Genomic DNA, 19,426 nt, shown 5'->3' with positions numbered 1-19,426 from the left:
GGTGGCGGCGGTTGTGGCTGGGGTGTTGAACTCGGATTTGGTTTCATCTTCGGAATTACATTAGCTGCATTATTTTTCATTTAACATAAGTAAAGAGTTGACTATCTTTAGCCAACTCTTTTTCTTTATTTTTCACATATAAAAATACGATGACCTAAAATATGTTGATACATAAGTCGTACATTTTCATGTTGCACCCATGCCTCATATAACTCATTCGGAATAAATTGTGATACATTCCATTCCGGCTCTTCTATATAGCTAGAGATTGTTTCTGCAATTGTACCACCGCCAGCAATAGTAACCCGCCGAAAATTTGCTTTCTGAAATAATTGTACCCACTCGCTCTCAGTTAATAGTTCTTTCATCCCGTATAATTGAGCGATTTTTTCTTCCTCTTCCCTCCCAATGTGGGCATTAATAATCATTTCAATTACAACTAACTTTCCGTCCTTCTGTAATACACGATAGCACTCCGAGATAACCCTTGCTTTCTCTGTAAAAGCAAGTATCGATTCTCCGAGTACGAATTCAAATGAGTCATGCAAACAAGGTAATTGCTCTGCCTTTCCTTCAATTAATTGAATATCTATTCCTTCAAACGACCATCTATCTTTCGCCTTTTGAATCATAATCTCATTCTGTTCAACCGCTGTTACTCTATAACCATATTCTTTTGTCATATACGCTGCTGTTTTCCCCGTACCGCAGCCGAGTTCAAGGACATTTGCTCCATATCTAAAAGGCAATTGTGCTAACAGTTGTTTTGTTAACGTAAAACCACCAGGATGAGCACTCCCTATTCCATAATAAGCTAGGAAATCAATGTATGTGTTTCGTTTCATAAAATTCTCCTTTAAATTTTCTATAATACATATATTCACCCATCCATAATTAGTGCACATAAAAAAGCATTCCCAAGTGCGATACCGCAACTTGAAAATGCTCTTCTCTTTTTTATTTCTCTTCAATATACGCCCATTTAAAGCTATATTCCGGACTAATATTATGTTTCACAATTCCCTTTACATTCGGTTTCATAACATATGATTTAGCACTTTGATATAAAGGTACAAGTGCTACATCTTCCTCAAGTAATAATTTCTCTGCCTTACCTAACTCTGTCCAACGTTTTTTTGCATCAGCCATCCATTCTGTCTTACTTTTAGTAATAATGTCATCATATTTTGAATTTGAGTAGCTCATCTGGTTTTGCGAATTTTTTGTTTCAAACATATCAAGATATGTCATTGGATCCGCATAATCTGGATTCCAGCCACCATATGAAAAATCATAATCTTGGTCTGATTCTAATTTTAGTTTTTGTTTAAATGGTTGCAACTTAATATTTACTGTCACACCTTTTAAATTCTTTTCAACTTGATCTTTTACATACTCCCCAACTTTTTTCGCATTACCAGTATCATAATTTAATAACTCTATTGTCACTTGATCTTTTCCAAGTTCTTTTTTCGCTTCTTCCCATGCTGCTGCTGCCTTTTTGGAGTCTTGTTTTAAACCATTCTTAAACGTTTCTGCGAAATCTTTACCGTCTGGTCCACTTGCTAAACCTTTTGGTACTAAGTAATCCACTGGTTTTGAACCATCATTTAAAATAACATTCGTTAAAGCTTTCTTATCAATTGATAACGCAATTGCTTCACGTAATTTTTTACTCTTTAGAGGTGTATCTTGACCACCACGTTTTTGATTTAGACGTAAGTAAAACGTACTTGTTTCCGAATAGGCCCCAAACTCTTCTTTATTGTTTCTATACTTATCCACGAATTCACCTGATAATAGCGCGAAATCAATTGCACCTGTATCATATAAATTTACTCTAGTAGCTGGTTCTTTTACTACACTATAGTTGATTTCCTCTAGTTTTACAGTCTTTTTATCCCAATACTGATCATTTTTCTTTAATTTCCAGCCTTGCTCATGTTTCCAGTCTGTAAGCACAAATGGACCATTATACAGTGTTGTATCAGACTCTAAACCGAATTTATTTCCTTTTTCTTTTACGAACTTTTCATTTAATGGATAGTATGACGCAAATGCCATTAAGTTCAAGAAATATGGTACAGGTCTTTCTAGTTCTACTTCAAGCGTATAATCATCTACCGCTTTTACACCTAATGTCGAAACTTCTCCTTTTCCTTGATTAATCGCTTCTGCATTTTTAAGATAGTAAGCAATAAATGCATACTCAGCAGCTGTTTTTGGATCTACTAGACGTTGCCATGCAAATACGAAATCTTTCGCTGTTACAGGATCACCATTTGACCATTTTGCATCTTTCCGTAATTTAAATGTATATTTTTTGCCATCCTCGCTTTTTGTGCTAGATTCCGCTACAGCTGGGATTGGCTTATTATCTTTATCAAGGCGATATAAACCTTCCATTGTATTCCCTAAAATTTGTGAGCCAAGTGTATCTGTATTTTTTGAAGTATCCATCGTTGGAATTTCATTCGTTTCTGTACGATTTAGCACTTGCTTTGCCGCATATTTAATATCAGATTTCTTCTCTTCCCCACCATTATTAGACGTTGTAGTCGGTTTCTTCTCCCCACCAGATCCAGAAGAACATGCTGTTAAAGCCATACTCATTGCCAAAACTGGTGCTACAACCGCCGTAAACTTTTTCATCTTTTTCTTCATTCTTGTCCCCTCCCCAATTATATGTACGAAACTAACTTTGAGAGATTTTCTACGAACATAATCATTAATACTTTTTCACCAATTAACACGCTATAAATTACCCTCATTTTTAAAGTTTTTATTATCTTATTTTTATAGTAACTATGTATTTTACTATTATTACTATACGAATTCTCCCCCATCTACTATATGTCAGTACCACATTTCTTATTCTTCTCTATTTAATTGAATATAAAAAGAGCGTGTTAAAAATAACTTATCTACTTTTAAACACGCTCTTTTTATTATTTACCTTCCGTTACATAAGCCCACTTAAAGCTATACTCTGGACTAATGTTATGTTTCACAATGCCTTTTATATTCGGTTTCATTACATATGCTCTACCTGTTTGATATAAAGGTACCATCCCTGCATCTTCTTCAAGTAATAATTTTTCTGCTTTACCTAACGTTTCCCAACGTTTCTTCGCATCAGACATTAACTCATTACCTGCTTTTTTCACCATTTCATCATATTTCGGATTCGAATAACTCATTTGGTTATATGGGCTCTTCGATTCGAACATATCAATAAATGTCATTGGATCCGAATAATCTGGGCTCCAACCAGCAAATGAAATTTCATAATCTTGTGCTGATTCTAATTTTAGTTTTTGTTTGAACGGCTGAATTTTCGTATTAACCGTTACACCTTTTAAGTTTTTCTCAATTTGATCTTTAAAGTAGTCAGCAATTTTTTTCGCTGTTCCATCATCATAGCTTAGTAATTCAATTGTCACTTGATCTTTTCCAAGCTCTTTTTTCGCTGCTTCCCAAGCTGCTGCACCTTTTTTCGGATCATATTTCAGACCATTTTTAAATGTATCTTGGTAATCTTTACCGTCAGGTCCTGTCGCAAGCCCTTTTGGTACTAATTGATCTGTTGCTTTTGAACCGTTATTTAAAATAACGTTTGCTAAACCTTTTTTATCAATTGATAATGCGATTGCTTCACGTAGTTTTTTACTCTTTAACGGTGTATCTTGTCCATTACGTTTTTGATTTAAACGTAAGAAGAATGTACTTGCTTCTGAATATTCACCATACTCTTCTTTATTCGATTTATATTTATCAACGAACTCCCCTGATAATAGCGTGAAATCAATTGATCCTGTATCATATAAGTTTACTTTCGTCGCAACTTCTTTTACTACACTATAGTTAATTTCTTCTAATTTCACAGTTTTATTATCCCAGTACTTATCATTTTTCTTTAGCTGCCATCCTTGTTCATGTTTCCATGAAGCCATAACGAACGGTCCGTTATACAACGTTGTATCTGCTTCTAAACCGAACTTATCTCCTTTTTCTTTTACGAACTTTTCATTTAAAGGATAGTACGATGGGAATGCCATTAAATTCAAGAAATATGGCACTGGTTTTTCTAATTCTACTTCTAGCGTATAATCATCTACCGCTTTTGCTCCTAAATCTGTTAGAGGTTTTTCACCTTTATTAATTGCCTCTCCGTTTTTAATATAGTAAGCGATAAACGCATATTCTGCCGCTGTATTTTTATCAAGTAAGCGTTGCCATGCGTATACGAAATCTTTCGCTGTTACAGGATCACCGTTTGACCATTTTGCATCTTTACGTAGTTTAAATGTATATTTTTTGCCATCCTCGCTTTTCGTACTAGATTCTGCCGCAGCTGGGATTGGCTTATTATCTTTATCTAATCGATATAAACCTTCCATTGTGTTCCCTAAAATTTGAGAACCTAATGTATCAGTAGATTTCGAAACATCCATCGTCGGAATCTCTTGATTCTCTGTACGATTTAACACTTGTTTCGCTGCGTATTTAATTTCAGATTTTTTCTCTTCCCCACCACCGCTAGACGTCGTAGTTGATTTCTTCTCCCCACCAGATCCAGAACAAGCTGTCAACGCCATACTCATCGCTAAAACTGGCGCTACAACCGCCGTGAACTTTTTCATCTTTTTCTTCATTTTTGTACCCTCCCCAATTATATGTACGAAGCTGTTTTTGAGAGATTTTCTAATAACCAGTTATCAGAAAATTCTTATTAATTAATATTCTACTAATTTTTCCGGTTTTGTAAAGTTATTTTTAAAATATTTAGAAAATTTATTTTACTTAACAATAGTAACATTCTATTATCTATGACCATACTACACGTATCCTCCATCTACTACATTTCATTTCTTCTCTACTCTTTCATTTTCACGTTCAATGGTACAACAAAAAAGTACTTCAAGGCATGTAGACTGCTTTGAAGTACTTTTTCAACTCTATTATTTTTCAGTAACATATGCCCACTTATAGCTGTATTCTGGGCTAATATTATGCTTAACAACACCTTTTACATGCGGTTTCATAACATAAGATCTAGCACTTTGATATAAAGGTACAAGAGCTACATCTTCTTCAAGAAGTAATTTCTCTGCTTTTCCTAGTTCCTCCCAGCGTTTCTTCGCATCACTCATTAATTCCCCACCAGCTTTTTTAATTATTTCATCATATTTCTGATCAGAGAAACTCATTTGGTTATGAGAGTGCTTACTTTCAAACATATCTAAATATGTCATTGGATCCGCATAATCTGGGCTCCATCCACCATATGAAATATCATAATCTTGATCTGATTCTAATTTAAGTTTTTGTTTAAACGGCTGCAGTTTAATATTTACTGTTACACCTTTTAAGTTTTTCTCAATTTGATCTTTTACATATTCCCCAACTTTTTTCGCATTACCAGTATCATAGTTTAAAAACTCAATTGTAACTTGATCTTTTCCAAGTTCTTTTTTCGCTTCTTCCCATGCAGCAGCTGCTTTTTTCGCATCTGGTTTAACACCGTTTTTAAACGTTTCTTGGAAGTCTTTCCCATCAGGTCCAGCTGCTAAGCCTTTCGGCACTAAATAATCTGCAGGTTTTGACCCATCATTTAAAATAACATTTGTTAAATTCTTTTTATCAATTGATAGCGCAATTGCTTCACGTAATTTCTTGCTCTTTAATGGTGTATCTTGTCCACCACGTTTCTGGTTTAAACGTATAAAGAACGTACTTGGTTCGTTATACACCCCATATTCCTCTTTATTATTTCTATATTTGTCAACAAATTCACCTGTTAATAAGGAGAAATCAATTTGACCACTATCATATAAATTCACATTAGTTGCTGGCTCTTTTACAACACTATAGTTAATTTCATCTAATTTTACAGTCTTTTTATCCCAATATTGATCATTCTTCTTCAGTTTCCAACCTTGCTCATGCTTCCAATCAGTAAGAACGAACGGTCCGTTATATACAGTTGTATCAGATTCTAAACCGTATTTATCCCCTTTTTCTTTTACGAATTTCTCATTTAATGGATAGTACGATGGGAATGCTACTAAGTTTAAGAAGTATGGTACTGCTTGTTCTAATTCAACTTCTAAAGTAAGGTCATCTACTGCTTTAACTCCAAGTTCTGTTACAGGTTTTTCACCTTTATTAACCGCTTCTGCATTTTTAATTGGGAATGCAATGAATGCATACTCAGCAGCTGTTTTTGGATCTAATAAACGTTGCCATGCAAATACGAAATCTTTCGCTGTTACAGGATCACCATTTGACCATTTTGCATCTTTACGTAATTTAAATGTATATTTTTTACCATCCTCACTCTTCGTGCTTGATTCTGCCGCAGCTGGGATTGGTTTATTCTCTTTATCTAAACGGTATAAGCCTTCCATTGTGTTCCCTAAAATTTGAGAGCCCAAAGTATCTGTACTCTTCGACGTATCCATTGTTGGAATTTCCTGATTTTCTGTTTTATTGAACACTTGTTTCGCTGCTAATTTTTCTTCTGATTTGCTATCTCCGCCAGAGCTAGAATTTGTGCTTGTCTTCTTATCTCCACCTGATGTAGAACATGCTGTCAATGCCATACTCATTGCTAAAACTGGTGCTACAACTGCTGTTAGTTTTTTCATTTTTTTCTTTTTCACTTTCTGTACCCTCCCTAATTCTTAACGCTCTCATTTAAGAATTTTCTGATAATTCTGTTTTTCTTTATATATTTATCAGAAGATTCTTATTAACTATTATTCTACTAATTTTTCGAGTTTTGTAAAGTGTTATTATTGAAAATTTTAAAAAAATTATTTTCTTACAGTAATATTCATAAAAATTCCATAATCTTTCGAAACACTATATCTCATTGAATTCTATGTATTGATTTAATAGTCTTTATATCCCTCCACCATAAAACACTTGTAAATTATTGTTAATAAATAATGTATACCGTAACAAACCTCTTTTCTACAAAAATAAAAAAGTCAGCTTTGCTGACTTTTTTATCCGACCATTTTCTCTTTTTTCATTTCCTCTATTACTCTCGTATACTTCTCTTCATCAAATTCATTTTCACTTTTTGCAACAACTACAGTCGCAATACCGTTACCAATTAAATTAACGATAGCACGTGCTTCTGACATGAAACGATCTACACCAAGTAATAGTGCTAACCCTTCTAATGGAATAACATTCATCGCAGATAAAGTAGACGCTAGTACAATAAAGCCTCCACCTGTTACTGCGGCTGCTCCTTTAGATGTAACTAATAAAATAGCTATTATAGTTAATTGTTGACCTAGTGAAAGATCGACGTGAAAGACTTGTGCTAAAAATATAGTAGCCATAGATAAATAAATTGTTGTTCCATCTAAGTTAAAAGAGTAACCTGTCGGAATGACTAAACCTACTACTGGCTTCGAACATCCGAAGTCTTCCATCTTTGTCATCATTCGCGGCAATACTGATTCTGATGATGATGTCCCAAGAACAATAAGTAATTCTTCTTTAATGTATGCTAAATATTTCCACAAACTAAATTTGTAAAATTTACAAATGAAATTTAAAACAATAAAAACAAATAATGCCATTGTTGCATATACACAAATCATTAATTTACCAAGTGGAATAAGTGTACTTAAACCATATTTACCAATTGTAAACGCCATCCCGCCGAATGCTCCAATTGGTGCTAATTTCATTACAATTGATAAAATGTTAAAAAATACTTTCGATAATCTTTCAAAAAAGTCGATTACCGGTTGTCCATTTTTCCCTAACATCGTTAACCCTGCACCGAATAAAATGGAGAAAAACAAAACTTGTAAAATATCACCTTTTGCAAATGCTTCAAACATGTTAGACGGCACAATATGTAAAAAGAAATCCATCCATTTCATTTCTTGTCCGCTTTGTACATATTGTGAAACATCTCCGCCCTTTAGTTTTGAAGGGTCTAATCCGTCTCCTGGACGCACAACATTCGCTACAATGATACCAATTATTAAAGCCGCTGTTGTAACAATTTCAAAATATAATAGTGCCTTCCCGCCAACACGACCTACCTTTTTCATACTTCCCATACTTGCAATACCAAGCACAATTGTTAAAAAGATAATCGGTGCAATAACCATTTTAATCATATTGATGAACGTTTCACCAATTGGCTTCATCTCTTGTCCAACACTCGGCCAAATCGCTCCTACTGCAATACCACAAATAATGGCCACAATAACTTGAAATGTTAAATTCTTTACAATTCTCATTTTTAATACTCCCTTATTTTTTCATTTCTCCCAAACTATTTTCATCACTAACATTTATTCTATGTGATGGCCCTCTGTTATGTAACTTAAACCTTAACTTTATGTTACACTATTATGTTAATTTTGAAAACAGTATATAACATTTGTATATAAACGACATACTATTTAACGTAATAAAAAGCAGACATCACATCTGCTTTAATTCTCCTCAATCTGCTTTTCACTTAATCCTAGATGTGTTCTAAGAGTATTGCTCAAACTCTGTAGATCTTTTTTATTAGGATTATAATAATATACACGTTGGCCGTTTGGGCCATTAGGTAAGTATAAATCATCACCAGCTAATTGTATTTTTTCAACTGAACTGTTTAAACCGTATTTATAAAAAGATAAAATATCATCCATTACTAAATTTGTTTTAAAATCACCGTCAACCGCCTCAACTATTTTTTCTAGCTTCGTAATCGATCCTACACTTTTTAATTTACTTAAAATCGCTTCCATAACAAGTTGTTGCCGCTGCCCTCTCATTGCATCACTATCAATATGACGCGTTCTTGCTAAGGCAAGTGCCTCTTCCCCTGTTAATTTTTGTAGTCCTTTTTTCAAATGGATTGCGTCAGGTTCATCTTTACTATTTTGCTCCGTAAATTCAACTGGGACATCTACTTCAATCCCATCTAATCCATCAACAATTTTAGTAAATGAATTAAAATTAAACTTTACAAAATAATCAACAGGCACTTGTAATAACTTTTCTACCGCTTCCACTGAAGCTTGCGGCCCTCCATCTTTACCATTTTTAACGAAACCACTTCCATATGCATGCGTTATTTTATCTTTTTTCTTTTCAACCGGAACATATGTGTATGTATCACGTGGTATGCTCGTCAATTTCACAGTCTTATCATCTTTATTAAAAGTAGCTAACAGCAGTGCATCTGTATGAAATGCACCATTATACTCCTTTTGTCGCTCTTGATTTTCATCAATTCCCATAATTAAAAGTGAAACATTATTAGTAATCGGTTTTACCGTTTCCTCACGTAAATTTGATTTTTCACCACGTGCCAAATTAACATTTGATTTTTGTACGAGATTAGAAGTTTTCATATATACGTAAGTACCATATCCAAATCCGCCAAATAATAATATCGCTAACAATACACTTATTATCGTTGTCTTTTTATATTTTCGTTTATTTTTCTTTTCTCTTGAAGAAGAATGATTCTCCATATAGTTTCCTCCGTTTTCTATTCATCTAATATATTTTTCACTTTCTCATAATTAGTGCTTTCCTTTTGAAATGTATTCTCTTTCAATCCTTTGTTTATTTGTATCCATTCTGTTGTAATCGAATATTGAATCATACCTTCGTGGAAACTAAGGAATTTTAGCATAATCCCTGTATTTTTCTCTACAACCATTTCAAATTTCCCTCTTAAATCTTCAGATGTACTTACAGGCATTTCTATATTTATTGTCCCTTCTATTTTGTAGCAATCCAGTCCAAGATACTTCGTTTCTTTATAATTCCAATCTTTATATCGAATTAATAAATCAGCAAATTCGGATTGAATACTATACTTCGCGAATCCCACATATTCATCATCATATCTTTTTTTCTCACCTGATTTTCTCAATAACCTTCCCGTAGGATTTAATTTTAATAGTTCATAGTTTCTTTCTTTCGGGCTCCATTTTGTTTCTTTGTACGTATACTTCTCATCATCAAATTCTTTTTTCTTGCCCTCGTTATATATAATGGTTCGTTTTTTCGTTAGCTTGTCTTCTTTTGAAGAGATTCCTCTTTGTTGCTCCGTATCAATCGCATATTTGTATGTTGTAGCAATTCTTGACGAACTAGAATATTCCTCAAATTGTCCTGAAATATTATTAAAATGATCAATGGAATCTAGCATCTTTTCATGAATCTTTTCTTTATCTGGATAATTTGCATTCGCTTTTATTTCCTCTTCATTTTCGTAATCAGAAAATGCCTTTTTCTTTACATATTCAAACACTCCGCCGTTTTGAGCAAAAATTTGATCAGAAAACTCCGACATAGACACAATGGAAAGTGCTAGAACAGCAGCACTTATAACCATCATATAAACTCTGTAACCTTTCTTTTTTACCGGAAGACTATGTAGTGTACGATTAATCTTTTCATTTAACTCTGGTGGTACTATAACATTCTCTTCGTTTATTCTCTTTTTTAATTTCTCATCAAATATTTTTTCATTATCCATCCTTTGCACCTCCTATTCCATCTTTAATCGTTTCTGTAGTTGTTCCCTCGCACGTGCCAATCTCGATTTCACTGTTCCTTTTGGTACTTCTAAAAGCTTCGCTATACTCTCTTGATTCATATCTTCATAATAATAAAGCACCGTAACAGCTCTTAACTCTTCATGTAACGATTGAATCGCATTACACAAATCTATATCTTCATACTGATCGCACGCACTCATATTGTAATCATTCTCTTCTGTCACAATTACCTTTTTATACGTTCTAATAATGTTGTTACATTCATTCATTAAAATTCGAATTAACCAAGTTTGAAAAAACTCTTCCTTCTTTAATTTTTTTATATTTTCATAGGCTTTTAAAATTGTTGTTTGTATCGCATCCTCTATATTTGTCTCATCACGTAACATAGCCTTTGCAATGCGATACATCTTCACTTTTTCTGTATGTATAAGAGTCATAAAAGCTTCATGATCACCTTTTTTCGCTAAGGAAACATCTGTTTCTTCTTTTACCAACATTTTATATAAAGGGATTACTTTCACAATTGCTCCTCCTGTTTCATCCTCGCTTCAAATTTAACTTTACATGTATTAGACGTATGAGCCTAGAAAAAGGTTCATTTTTTTGAATATTTTCATAAAAAAAGGTAAACATTTTTCATGTTTACCTTTTTTATACGTAACTCTGAGGAGATATCCATTTGGATCGACAACTTCAAAGCAATTATTTTCTTATAAAACAATAATGACTTTTCTACATCATTTACATATAGCTGCAACCCATTCGTTTCCTCCTCATCAAAAAAAGTCCACTCATATAGTGGACTTTCTACTCTACAACGGTAAATCCCTCTTCTTAAACAATACAATCGCTACTATAAAAATACAAAGCGCTCCCGCAGCTAAACCTATACTTACCGGCCATATATTATACGTTCCTTCCGCAATTTCTTTTGGACGAAACAGTGTAAATAACGATAGACTTTTCATCCACTCTAACTTATCACTTAATTTACCTACCATATTTAGTACAAAAAATAAAATAGTTAAACTTGCTGAGTAGCTAAGTGCTTTTCTTTCATCATTACATATACAAGAAAAGAAAAATGAATATGCACTAACGACTAAAAATATGAGCCCTCCTACTATATTTATCTTTAGGAATAATTCTTTATTTAAGTTATTATCACTTAAAAACCATTCTGCACCTACTATGCCCGCTACATACGTAACAACTACAATAATTAGTAGTCCTAATATGAGAACAGCGGCTTGTGTGATTGCAATTTTCACTCTAGATACAGGTGTCGCTAATAAATATGCCATCGCCCCTTTATCTACATGCCGGGCAATTAAATGTGTTGCAACTGTAACGCAAAAAATTGTTAATATGATAATAAACAATAGACTATAGTACTCACCAGCTAAAAAATCCATTACGTTTTGAATCGGACTTTCCATGCCAACAATTTTTTTCACACTATCAGGCATAGCGCTTATTAATTCATTTAAACCTTTCGCTGATACCATTGAAGGGAATATCCAAATTAACAACCATAAATATAGGGCTGCACCAGTTGCGTAACTCAAAATACTTTTTTGCGTCTCTTTCAAACTAGCTAAAAACAATTGCTTATTCATGCTTTACCCCTTCTTTCTTATCGTAATAATGCATAAATAAATGTTCTAAATCCATTGCTCTCGTTTGAAGTGCCGTTACATTATAGTTTGAAAGTATTTGTAAAACAGTTTGATAGTTTCCTTGTACGATAATCGATGCCTCTCTACCTTTTACCGCTTCAAATTGCAAATTACATTGCGTAAGAGATTTAATCTCTTCCTCTGATGATACGGTTACATCTATCACTTGTCGTCTCATACTTTGTAAATCATGAATATTTTCAACCGTTACAAGGCACCCATCTTTAATAATCGCTACTCGGTCGCATGTACGCTCAATTTCAGTGAAAATATGTGAAGACATAAGAATCGTTTTTCCCCTTTGCTTTTCCTCTACTATTAAATCTATAAACACTTGCTGCATAAGTGGATCGAGCCCTGAAGTCGGTTCATCTAAAATTAACACTTCTGGATCATGCATAAAAGCAGCAACAATCCCTACTTTTTGTTTCATTCCTTTAGACATTTTTCGAATCGGTGTTTTCACATCGAATTGTAGACGTTCTATTAATTCATCTCGTCTTTTCGTATCCTTTAGCCCACGCATTCCTTGCATTAACTTCAGAAATTCTAATCCGTTCATTCCTTCAATAAAAGAAATTTCACCCGGCAAATAACCAACTTCCCTTTGAATTTTCGCTGCTTCATTCCAACAATCCAATCCAAAAATTGAAGATTTTCCAGATGTCGGTTTTATAAATCCCATTAAATTACGAATCGTCGTTGATTTACCTGCACCATTCGGTCCTAAGTAACCGAACACTTCTCCTTCTTTTACATCAAATGTAATATGAAACAAGCCCTTTCCGTTCGAAAATTGTTTTGTGACATTTTGAACTGAAATCATAAATCCACCTCATTTTTTGAAATATTTAATGTATGATATTTCAAAATTATTGTACTCCTCCTCTTCCATATTCGCAACAACTTTTTGAAATATTTATATGTCCATATTTCAAAATTATTGTTTTCACCTATATTTTCCTGTATATTTTTATTGAGGTGATTGTATTGAATGGCTTTGAAAAAGTGAAAGAGAAGAAAAAACGCGCTATTAAAGAGGCAGCTTTCTTATTATTTTCAGAACGTGGATTTAATGAAGTAAAAATAGAACATATCGCAAAAGAAGCAAACGTTTCTCAAGTTACAATTTATAATCATTTTGGAAGTAAAGATGCGTTATTTAGAGAACTTATACAAGAATTTATCATATGTGAATTTCAATATTATAAAGATCTTGCAGCGGAAAAATTACCTTTTCATGATATGATGCAAAAAATGATTGTAAGAAAAATGAATACTGGTGGGTTATTTCAGCCGGATATGTTACTACAAATGATGCAAAGAGATGAAGAGCTCCGAAAGTTTATTTATAGTTATCAAAACGAAAAAATCTTGCCTTGGTATTTAGAAATATTAGAACAAGCACAGCAAAAAAATGAAATTAATCCCCACCTTACTAAAGAAATGATGTTACTTTACATTCAAATGTTTACTAAATTAGGTGATGATTTCGGGGCACAGCTTCTTGAAGGGGATCGTGAAAAACATATACAAGATATAGTCACTATGTTCTTCTATGGTCTTTCTGTTCCACAAAAATAAAAAGACACGAAATTCGTGTCTTTTTTATTTTATAGTGATAACTCTACCCGTTTCACTACTTTCAACCGCTAATTGAATCAACTTAATAACTTCTAAACCTTCTTGTGCTATCACAGGTAATTTCTCACCACTTATAATACTATCTCTTACACCTTTATAGTACATGTCATAACAGCCGACTTCTGTTGGAATACGTACTGACTCTTCTTCTGTTTCTAGAGTAGCAAAATTCTGTTCAATGTCTACCCCATAACCGTTATCGCCTGGCTTCATTCCATTTTTTAATTGTTCTTCCTGTGAATCCATACCGTATTTCACGATAGAACCTTTATCTCCATGCAGTGTAAAGTGTGGACCTGCCTTTTTCACATAACTGCTACTACGTAAAATGACACGTTTAACTCCGTAATGAAGTACTATGTGGAAATAATCATCAATTTCTGCACCTGGTCGTTGTTTGATTACATCTGCACTGATTGCATTTGGTTTCCCAAATAATGATAATGCTTGGTCAATTAAATGCGAGCCTAAGTCATATAATATACCTGATCCTGGTAAGTTTTTTTCTCTCCATCGATCACGTACATGTGGACGGAAGCGATCGAAATGCGCCTCATATGCGTATACATTTCCTATTCTATCCTCTTCTAATAATTTCTTTATCGTTAAGAAATCATTATCAAAACGGCGATTATGATATACACTTAATACCACATTATGTTTCTTTGCTAATGAAATAAGCTCTTCTCCTTCTTCAATTGAAACAACAAATGGTTTCTCTACAACAACATGCTTACCGTTTAATATTGCTTCTTTTACATATGGAAAATGAGTTGTATTTGGTGAAGTAATAACAACTAAATCAATATCAGCTCGCTTCACCAATTCATCAATTGTACTCAAGACGTTAGCATTCGGTAATGTTTCTTTTACTACCTCTTCTTTTGAAGATAATACGGCACGAATATCGTATTCTTCTATCGTTTGTAATAATGGGATGTGAAATGTTGTACTAGAAAATCCAAACCCTACAATCCCTACACCTATTTTTTTCATGTTGCCCCTCCATTTATCCCGCTATTTGTGGGTAGTAAGTCCACTTCATGAGAACGATTTCATTCAGTTATTATAACAAGATTATTATTATTTACATAATAAGTTGCCTAGAAAAAAGCATCTTGCCATTATTCATGGCAAGATGCTTTTTTTATTCCGGTCTTTTTTTCGTCCACGTTTCAATAACTTCACCAGTATCGTTAACATCTAGCACTAAACTACCGTTACTATACCGGTCTTTATTTCGATACGCTTTCGGATCAATTTCTTCTACGATATGTTTCTCTGTCTTCATATAAACTAGTTCATCGTCTCGAACGATTTCAATACCGACAATGCGGTATGGATTACGTTTTAATTCTTTGAAAATAACAAGACCTCGCTTCGCCCTCGTTGATTTCTCAATTTCTGATGCTTTTAGGCGTTTTACAGCACCGCGCTGCGTTACGAGAATAAGTTGATCTTTATCAGCATTTAATGGTTTACCAGAAGCGACATAGTCATCTTCTTTTAAATTAATTGCTTTCACACCAGCGGCTCTTACACCGACTGGACTTACTTCATCTTCATGGAAAATAAGTGCATATGCACCATGTGTAGCAAGAACGATATCACTCGTTCCATCTGTCGCAAATATATCAACAACTTCATCATCTTTTTTCAAGTTTACAGCAACGAATGCTCTAGAGTAACGTTGTACTTTATATTGGTTTAATTCTGTCTTCTTAATCATACCGTTCTTCGTTACAAATACGATAAATCGCTTTTCTTCCTCAAAGTTCGGTACGACAGTTGCCCAAATAATGGTTTCATCCCGGTCGAGTGAAACGATATTAGCAACGTGCTGCCCTAAATCTTTCCAACGAATATCTGGCATTTCGTATACTGGCAGATATATATAGTTTCCTTTATTCGTAAATAAGAGGACTGTCTCTGTCGTATTCGTATCGAATCGTTCAAGTAAGATGTCACCCTCTTTCATACCGAAGTCTTTGCCATTTGAGGCATTATGTGAGCGCCATCCAGTACGTTTCACATATCCTTCTTTCGTTACAGTAACGATGACATCTTCTTGTGGGATCATCACTTCTACATCGATTTTAATTTCCTCGATTTGATCTTCAATAATCGCGCGTCGATCATCACTATATGTTTTCTTAACTCTCTTTAAATCTGTTTTAATAACTTGAAGTAATCTTTTTTCACTTTGTAAAATTGCCTGTAGCTCAATAATTTTCTTATTAAGCTCATCTGCCTCTTGTTGTAGCGCTGTAATATCTGTATTCGTTAAACGATATAATTGCAAGGATACAATTGCTTCCGCTTGCGCTTCTGTAAAACCAAATTTCGCACTTAAATTATCTTTTGCATTACGCTTATCTTTTGAAGCACGAATCGTTTCAATAACTTGGTCTAAAATCGATAATGCTTTCTTTAAACCTTCTACAATATGTTGACGATTTTCTGCCTTTCGTAATTCATATTGTGAACGTCTCGTAACAACTTCTTTTTGATGGCCAATATATGCATCTAAAATTTTCGGTAATGTCATAAGCGTTGGACGACGATTATTAATCGCTACCATATTAAAGTTATATGGAATTTGTAAATCTGTATTTTTATATAAGTAATTTAAAATACCTTCAGAATTTGCTTCTTTTTTTAATTCTACGACAATGCGAAGACCTGTACGATCTGTCTCATCACGTACTTCAGCAATGCCATCTAATTTTTTATCTAGGCGTAACTCATCCATTTTCTTAACAAGGTTTGCTTTATTTACTTCGTATGGAATTTCAGTAATTACGATTTGCTGTTTCCCGCCACGAACCGTTTCAACCTCTGCTTTCCCGCGAATAATAATTTTACCTTTACCTGTTTCATACGCCTTTTTAATACCATCAATCCCTTGAATAATACCACCTGTTGGGAAATCTGGTCCTTTCATAACTGTTAATAAATCATCAACAGTACTATTCGGTTTATCAATACGCATCATTGTAGCGTCAATAACTTCTCCAAGATGATGCGGAGGAATTTCTGTTGCATAACCTGCGGAAATTCCTGTAGATCCGTTCACTAATAAGTTCGGGAACGCTGCTGGTAAAACAACTGGTTCTTCACTCGTATCATCAAAGTTTGATACGAATTCTACTGTTTCTTTATCAAGATCACGTAATAACTCCGATGCAATTGGTGATAATCGTGCTTCCGTATAACGCATTGCTGCTGCCGGATCCCCATCAACACTGCCGTTATTACCATGCATTTCAACTAAAACATTACGTACTTTCCAAGTTTGGCTTAAACGTACCATCGCCTCATATACAGAGGAATCACCATGCGGATGATAATTACCAATAACGTTACCGACTGTTTTAGCTGACTTACGGAACGCTTTATCGTGCACGTTTCCTTCTACATACATAGAATATAAAATACGTCTTTGTACTGGTTTTAAGCCGTCACGCGCATCTGGAAGTGCGCGATCTTGAATAATATATTTACTATAACGTGCAAAGCGATCACCTAACACGTCTTCAAGCGGGAGGTCATGAAACTTCTCTGCTTGCATGTTATTCCACCTCCGTCTCCATAATCATTTCATTTTCTAAAATATTTCCTTCTTCTTGCATACCAAACTGTACATTACGCTCAATCCATTTACGGCGCGGTTCTACTTTATCGCCCATTAATGTTGTTACGCGGCGCTCTGCTCTTGCTGCATCATCAATTTTCACGCGAATTAATGTACGTGTTTCAGGATTCATCGTTGTTTCCCATAATTGATCCGCATTCATTTCGCCAAGTCCTTTGTAACGCTGTAACATGTAACCTTTTCCAACTTTTTTCGTTACTTCATCTAATTCATCATCTGACCATGCGTATTCAATTACTTCACTTTTTCCTTTTCCTTTACTTACTTTGTATAAAGGAGGAAGTGCGATAAACACTTTACCAGCTTCGATAAGTGGTTTCATATATCTGTAGAAGAATGTTAATAACAATACTTGAATATGCGCTCCGTCTGTATCGGCATCGGTCATAATGACAACTTTATCGTAGTTAATATCTTCCACATCGAATTCATTGCCTACACCGCCGCCAATTGCATAAATGATTGTATTAATCTCTTCATTTTTGAAAATATCAGCAAGCTTTGCTTTTTCTGTATTAATTACTTTACCACGTAACGGTAATACCGCTTGGAAACGTCGATCTCGCCCTTGTTTTGCAGAACCACCGGCAGAGTCACCCTCTACTAGGTATAGTTCATTTTTCTGCGGGTTACGTGATTGTGCAGGTGTTAACTTACCACTTAATGTACCTTCTGATTTCTTTTTCTTTTTACCAGTACGCGCTTCCTCTCTCGCTTTACGAGCGGCTTCACGTGCTTGCGCTGCTTTAATTGCTTTTCTCACAAGAAGTGTGGCTACGTCCGGGTTTTCTTCTAAAAAGTAAGCCAAATGCTCTGATACAATGGCATCAATTGAAGAACGAGCTTCACTTGTACCTAGTTTCCCTTTTGTTTGTCCTTCAAACTGAAGTACTTCTTCTGGTACACGTACAGAAACGATAGCCGCTACACCTTCACGAATATCTGTACCTTCTAAGTTTTTATCTTTTTCTTTTAATAGTGAAACTTTGCGAGCATACTCATTGAACACACGCGTCATTGCTGTCTTAAATCCAGCTTCATGTGTTCCACCATCTTTTGTACGTACATTATTTACAAACGAAAGAATATTTTCTGAGTAGCCATCGTTAAATTGAAATGCTAGTTCTGCTTCAATCCCATTTTGTTCACCAGTGAAGTATACAACTGGGTGAATTGAATCTTTTTCTTCGTTTAAATAGGAAACGAAAGCTTCAATTCCTGTTTCATAATGAAAGACATCTTCTAAATCATTTCTTTCATCTTTTATTGAGATTTTCATCCCTTTTAATAAGAATGCAGATTCGCGTAATCTCTCACATAATGTTTCATAATTGTAATTTGTTGTACTGAAAATCGTTGTATCTGGTTTGAAATGCATTGTTGTACCAGATTCTTTCGTCTTTCCGATTTTCTCAAGCGTCGTTACAGGAACACCGCCATTTTCAAAGCGTTGTTCATAAATATTTCCGTCACGCTTAATCGTTACGACTAACCATTCAGATAAGGCGTTTACAACTGATGCCCCAACACCGTGTAAACCACCACTCGTTTTGTAACCACCTTGACCAAACTTACCACCGGCATGAAGTACAGTTAAAATAACTTCTGGTGTAGGTTTTCCAAGCTTATGCATTCCCGTAGGCATTCCTCGCCCTTTATCTATAACGCTAATACTATTATCTTTATGTATTACGACAGAAATTTCGTCGCCAAATCCCGCTAACGCTTCATCAACGGAGTTATCTACTATTTCGTATACTAAATGATGCAATCCACGGCTGTCCGTGCTCCCGATATACATACCCGGGCGTTTTCGAACGGCTTCAAGTCCTTCTAACACTTGAATCGCATCTTCATTATATTGGAACTGATGCTTCGCCAAACTCCTTGCCCCT

The 19,426-nt window shown here is 34.5% G+C and carries 14 protein-coding genes; 1 reads left to right on the top strand and 13 read right to left on the bottom strand.

The window, feature by feature from the left end; genetic code table 11:
• Positions 1–125 precede the first annotated feature (125 nt).
• The 10 genes from BAQ46_RS22855 to BAQ46_RS22805 all read right to left on the bottom strand — a co-directional run bounded on the left by BAQ46_RS22855 (position 126) and on the right by BAQ46_RS22805 (position 13,058).
• Positions 126–845 (bottom strand): class I SAM-dependent methyltransferase, encoded by a 720-nt coding sequence (locus BAQ46_RS22855; protein ID WP_061131680.1) that lies wholly within the window; start codon positions 843–845, stop codon positions 126–128.
• Between the two features lie 112 nt (positions 846–957).
• Positions 958–2,664, bottom strand: coding sequence for a peptide ABC transporter substrate-binding protein (locus BAQ46_RS22850; protein WP_071742854.1), 1,707 nt, complete (start codon positions 2,662–2,664; stop codon positions 958–960).
• A gap of 284 nt (positions 2,665–2,948) precedes the next feature.
• Positions 2,949–4,655: a peptide ABC transporter substrate-binding protein gene (locus BAQ46_RS22845; RefSeq protein ID WP_061131678.1), complete on the bottom strand. Its 1,707-nt coding sequence runs from the start codon at positions 4,653–4,655 to the stop codon at positions 2,949–2,951.
• Between the two features lie 306 nt (positions 4,656–4,961).
• Positions 4,962–6,665: a peptide ABC transporter substrate-binding protein gene (locus tag BAQ46_RS22840; RefSeq protein ID WP_000727510.1), complete on the bottom strand. Its 1,704-nt coding sequence runs from the start codon at positions 6,663–6,665 to the stop codon at positions 4,962–4,964.
• A gap of 348 nt (positions 6,666–7,013) precedes the next feature.
• Positions 7,014–8,276 (bottom strand): dicarboxylate/amino acid:cation symporter, encoded by a 1,263-nt coding sequence (locus tag BAQ46_RS22835; RefSeq protein WP_061131677.1) that lies wholly within the window; start codon positions 8,274–8,276, stop codon positions 7,014–7,016.
• A gap of 198 nt (positions 8,277–8,474) precedes the next feature.
• On the bottom strand, positions 8,475–9,512 hold the full coding sequence (locus BAQ46_RS22830) for an LCP family protein (RefSeq protein WP_000427602.1): 1,038 nt from the start codon (positions 9,510–9,512) through the stop codon (positions 8,475–8,477).
• 17 nt (positions 9,513–9,529) lie between these two features.
• Positions 9,530–10,528, bottom strand: coding sequence for an anti-sigma factor (locus BAQ46_RS22825; protein ID WP_071742853.1), 999 nt, complete (start codon positions 10,526–10,528; stop codon positions 9,530–9,532).
• A gap of 12 nt (positions 10,529–10,540) precedes the next feature.
• Positions 10,541–11,074: a sigma-70 family RNA polymerase sigma factor gene (locus tag BAQ46_RS22820; protein WP_000864754.1), complete on the bottom strand. Its 534-nt coding sequence runs from the start codon at positions 11,072–11,074 to the stop codon at positions 10,541–10,543.
• A gap of 291 nt (positions 11,075–11,365) precedes the next feature.
• On the bottom strand, positions 11,366–12,172 hold the full coding sequence (locus tag BAQ46_RS22810; RefSeq protein WP_071742852.1) for a DUF2705 family protein: 807 nt from the start codon (positions 12,170–12,172) through the stop codon (positions 11,366–11,368).
• Positions 12,165–13,058, bottom strand: a complete 894-nt coding sequence (locus BAQ46_RS22805; RefSeq protein ID WP_071742851.1) for an ABC transporter ATP-binding protein — start codon at positions 13,056–13,058, stop codon at positions 12,165–12,167. The genes BAQ46_RS22810 and BAQ46_RS22805 overlap by 8 nt, the downstream gene beginning before the upstream one ends.
• Before the next feature lie 155 nt (positions 13,059–13,213).
• Between BAQ46_RS22805 and BAQ46_RS22800 the strand changes: the two genes are divergently transcribed.
• A complete protein-coding gene (locus BAQ46_RS22800; RefSeq protein WP_235061219.1) occupies positions 13,214–13,816 on the top strand; it encodes a TetR/AcrR family transcriptional regulator in 603 nt (200 codons plus the stop codon).
• 24 nt (positions 13,817–13,840) lie between these two features.
• Here the strand turns inward: BAQ46_RS22800 and BAQ46_RS22795 are convergent, their stop codons facing one another.
• The 3 genes from BAQ46_RS22795 to parE all read right to left on the bottom strand — a co-directional run bounded on the left by BAQ46_RS22795 (position 13,841) and on the right by parE (position 19,413).
• Complete coding sequence (locus BAQ46_RS22795; RefSeq protein WP_000719751.1) at positions 13,841–14,872, bottom strand: oxidoreductase; 1,032 nt, start codon at positions 14,870–14,872, stop codon at positions 13,841–13,843.
• A gap of 151 nt (positions 14,873–15,023) precedes the next feature.
• Positions 15,024–17,447: a DNA topoisomerase IV subunit A gene (gene parC / locus BAQ46_RS22790; RefSeq protein WP_001147475.1), complete on the bottom strand. Its 2,424-nt coding sequence runs from the start codon at positions 17,445–17,447 to the stop codon at positions 15,024–15,026.
• A gap of 1 nt (position 17,448) precedes the next feature.
• Positions 17,449–19,413, bottom strand: a complete 1,965-nt coding sequence (parE, locus tag BAQ46_RS22785; RefSeq protein WP_001062205.1) for a DNA topoisomerase IV subunit B — start codon at positions 19,411–19,413, stop codon at positions 17,449–17,451.
• Positions 19,414–19,426: the final 13 nt, after the last annotated feature.

Source organism: Bacillus paranthracis (genome assembly GCF_001883995.1).
In the GTDB taxonomy this organism is placed as follows: Bacteria; Bacillota; Bacilli; order Bacillales; family Bacillaceae_G; genus Bacillus_A; species Bacillus_A paranthracis.
This window is presented reverse-complemented; position numbering and strand designations above follow the sequence as displayed.

Excerpts from the sequence above, each read along its gene's own strand:
- BAQ46_RS22855 (WP_061131680.1), bottom strand. The coding sequence starts at position 845 with ATGAAACGAAACACATACATTGATTTCCTAGCTTATTATGGAATAGGG.
- parC (WP_001147475.1), bottom strand. The coding sequence starts at position 17,447 with ATGCAAGCAGAGAAGTTTCATGACCTCCCGCTTGAAGACGTGTTAGGT.
- BAQ46_RS22805 (WP_071742851.1), bottom strand. The coding sequence starts at position 13,058 with ATGATTTCAGTTCAAAATGTCACAAAACAATTTTCGAACGGAAAGGGC.
- BAQ46_RS22795 (WP_000719751.1), bottom strand. The coding sequence starts at position 14,872 with ATGAAAAAAATAGGTGTAGGGATTGTAGGGTTTGGATTTTCTAGTACA.
- BAQ46_RS22810 (WP_071742852.1), bottom strand. The coding sequence starts at position 12,172 with ATGAATAAGCAATTGTTTTTAGCTAGTTTGAAAGAGACGCAAAAAAGT.
- BAQ46_RS22830 (WP_000427602.1), bottom strand. The coding sequence starts at position 9,512 with ATGGAGAATCATTCTTCTTCAAGAGAAAAGAAAAATAAACGAAAATAT.
- BAQ46_RS22835 (WP_061131677.1), bottom strand. The coding sequence starts at position 8,276 with ATGAGAATTGTAAAGAATTTAACATTTCAAGTTATTGTGGCCATTATT.
- BAQ46_RS22850 (WP_071742854.1), bottom strand. The coding sequence starts at position 2,664 with ATGAAGAAAAAGATGAAAAAGTTTACGGCGGTTGTAGCACCAGTTTTG.
- BAQ46_RS22845 (WP_061131678.1), bottom strand. The coding sequence starts at position 4,655 with ATGAAGAAAAAGATGAAAAAGTTCACGGCGGTTGTAGCGCCAGTTTTA.
- BAQ46_RS22825 (WP_071742853.1), bottom strand. The coding sequence starts at position 10,528 with ATGGATAATGAAAAAATATTTGATGAGAAATTAAAAAAGAGAATAAAC.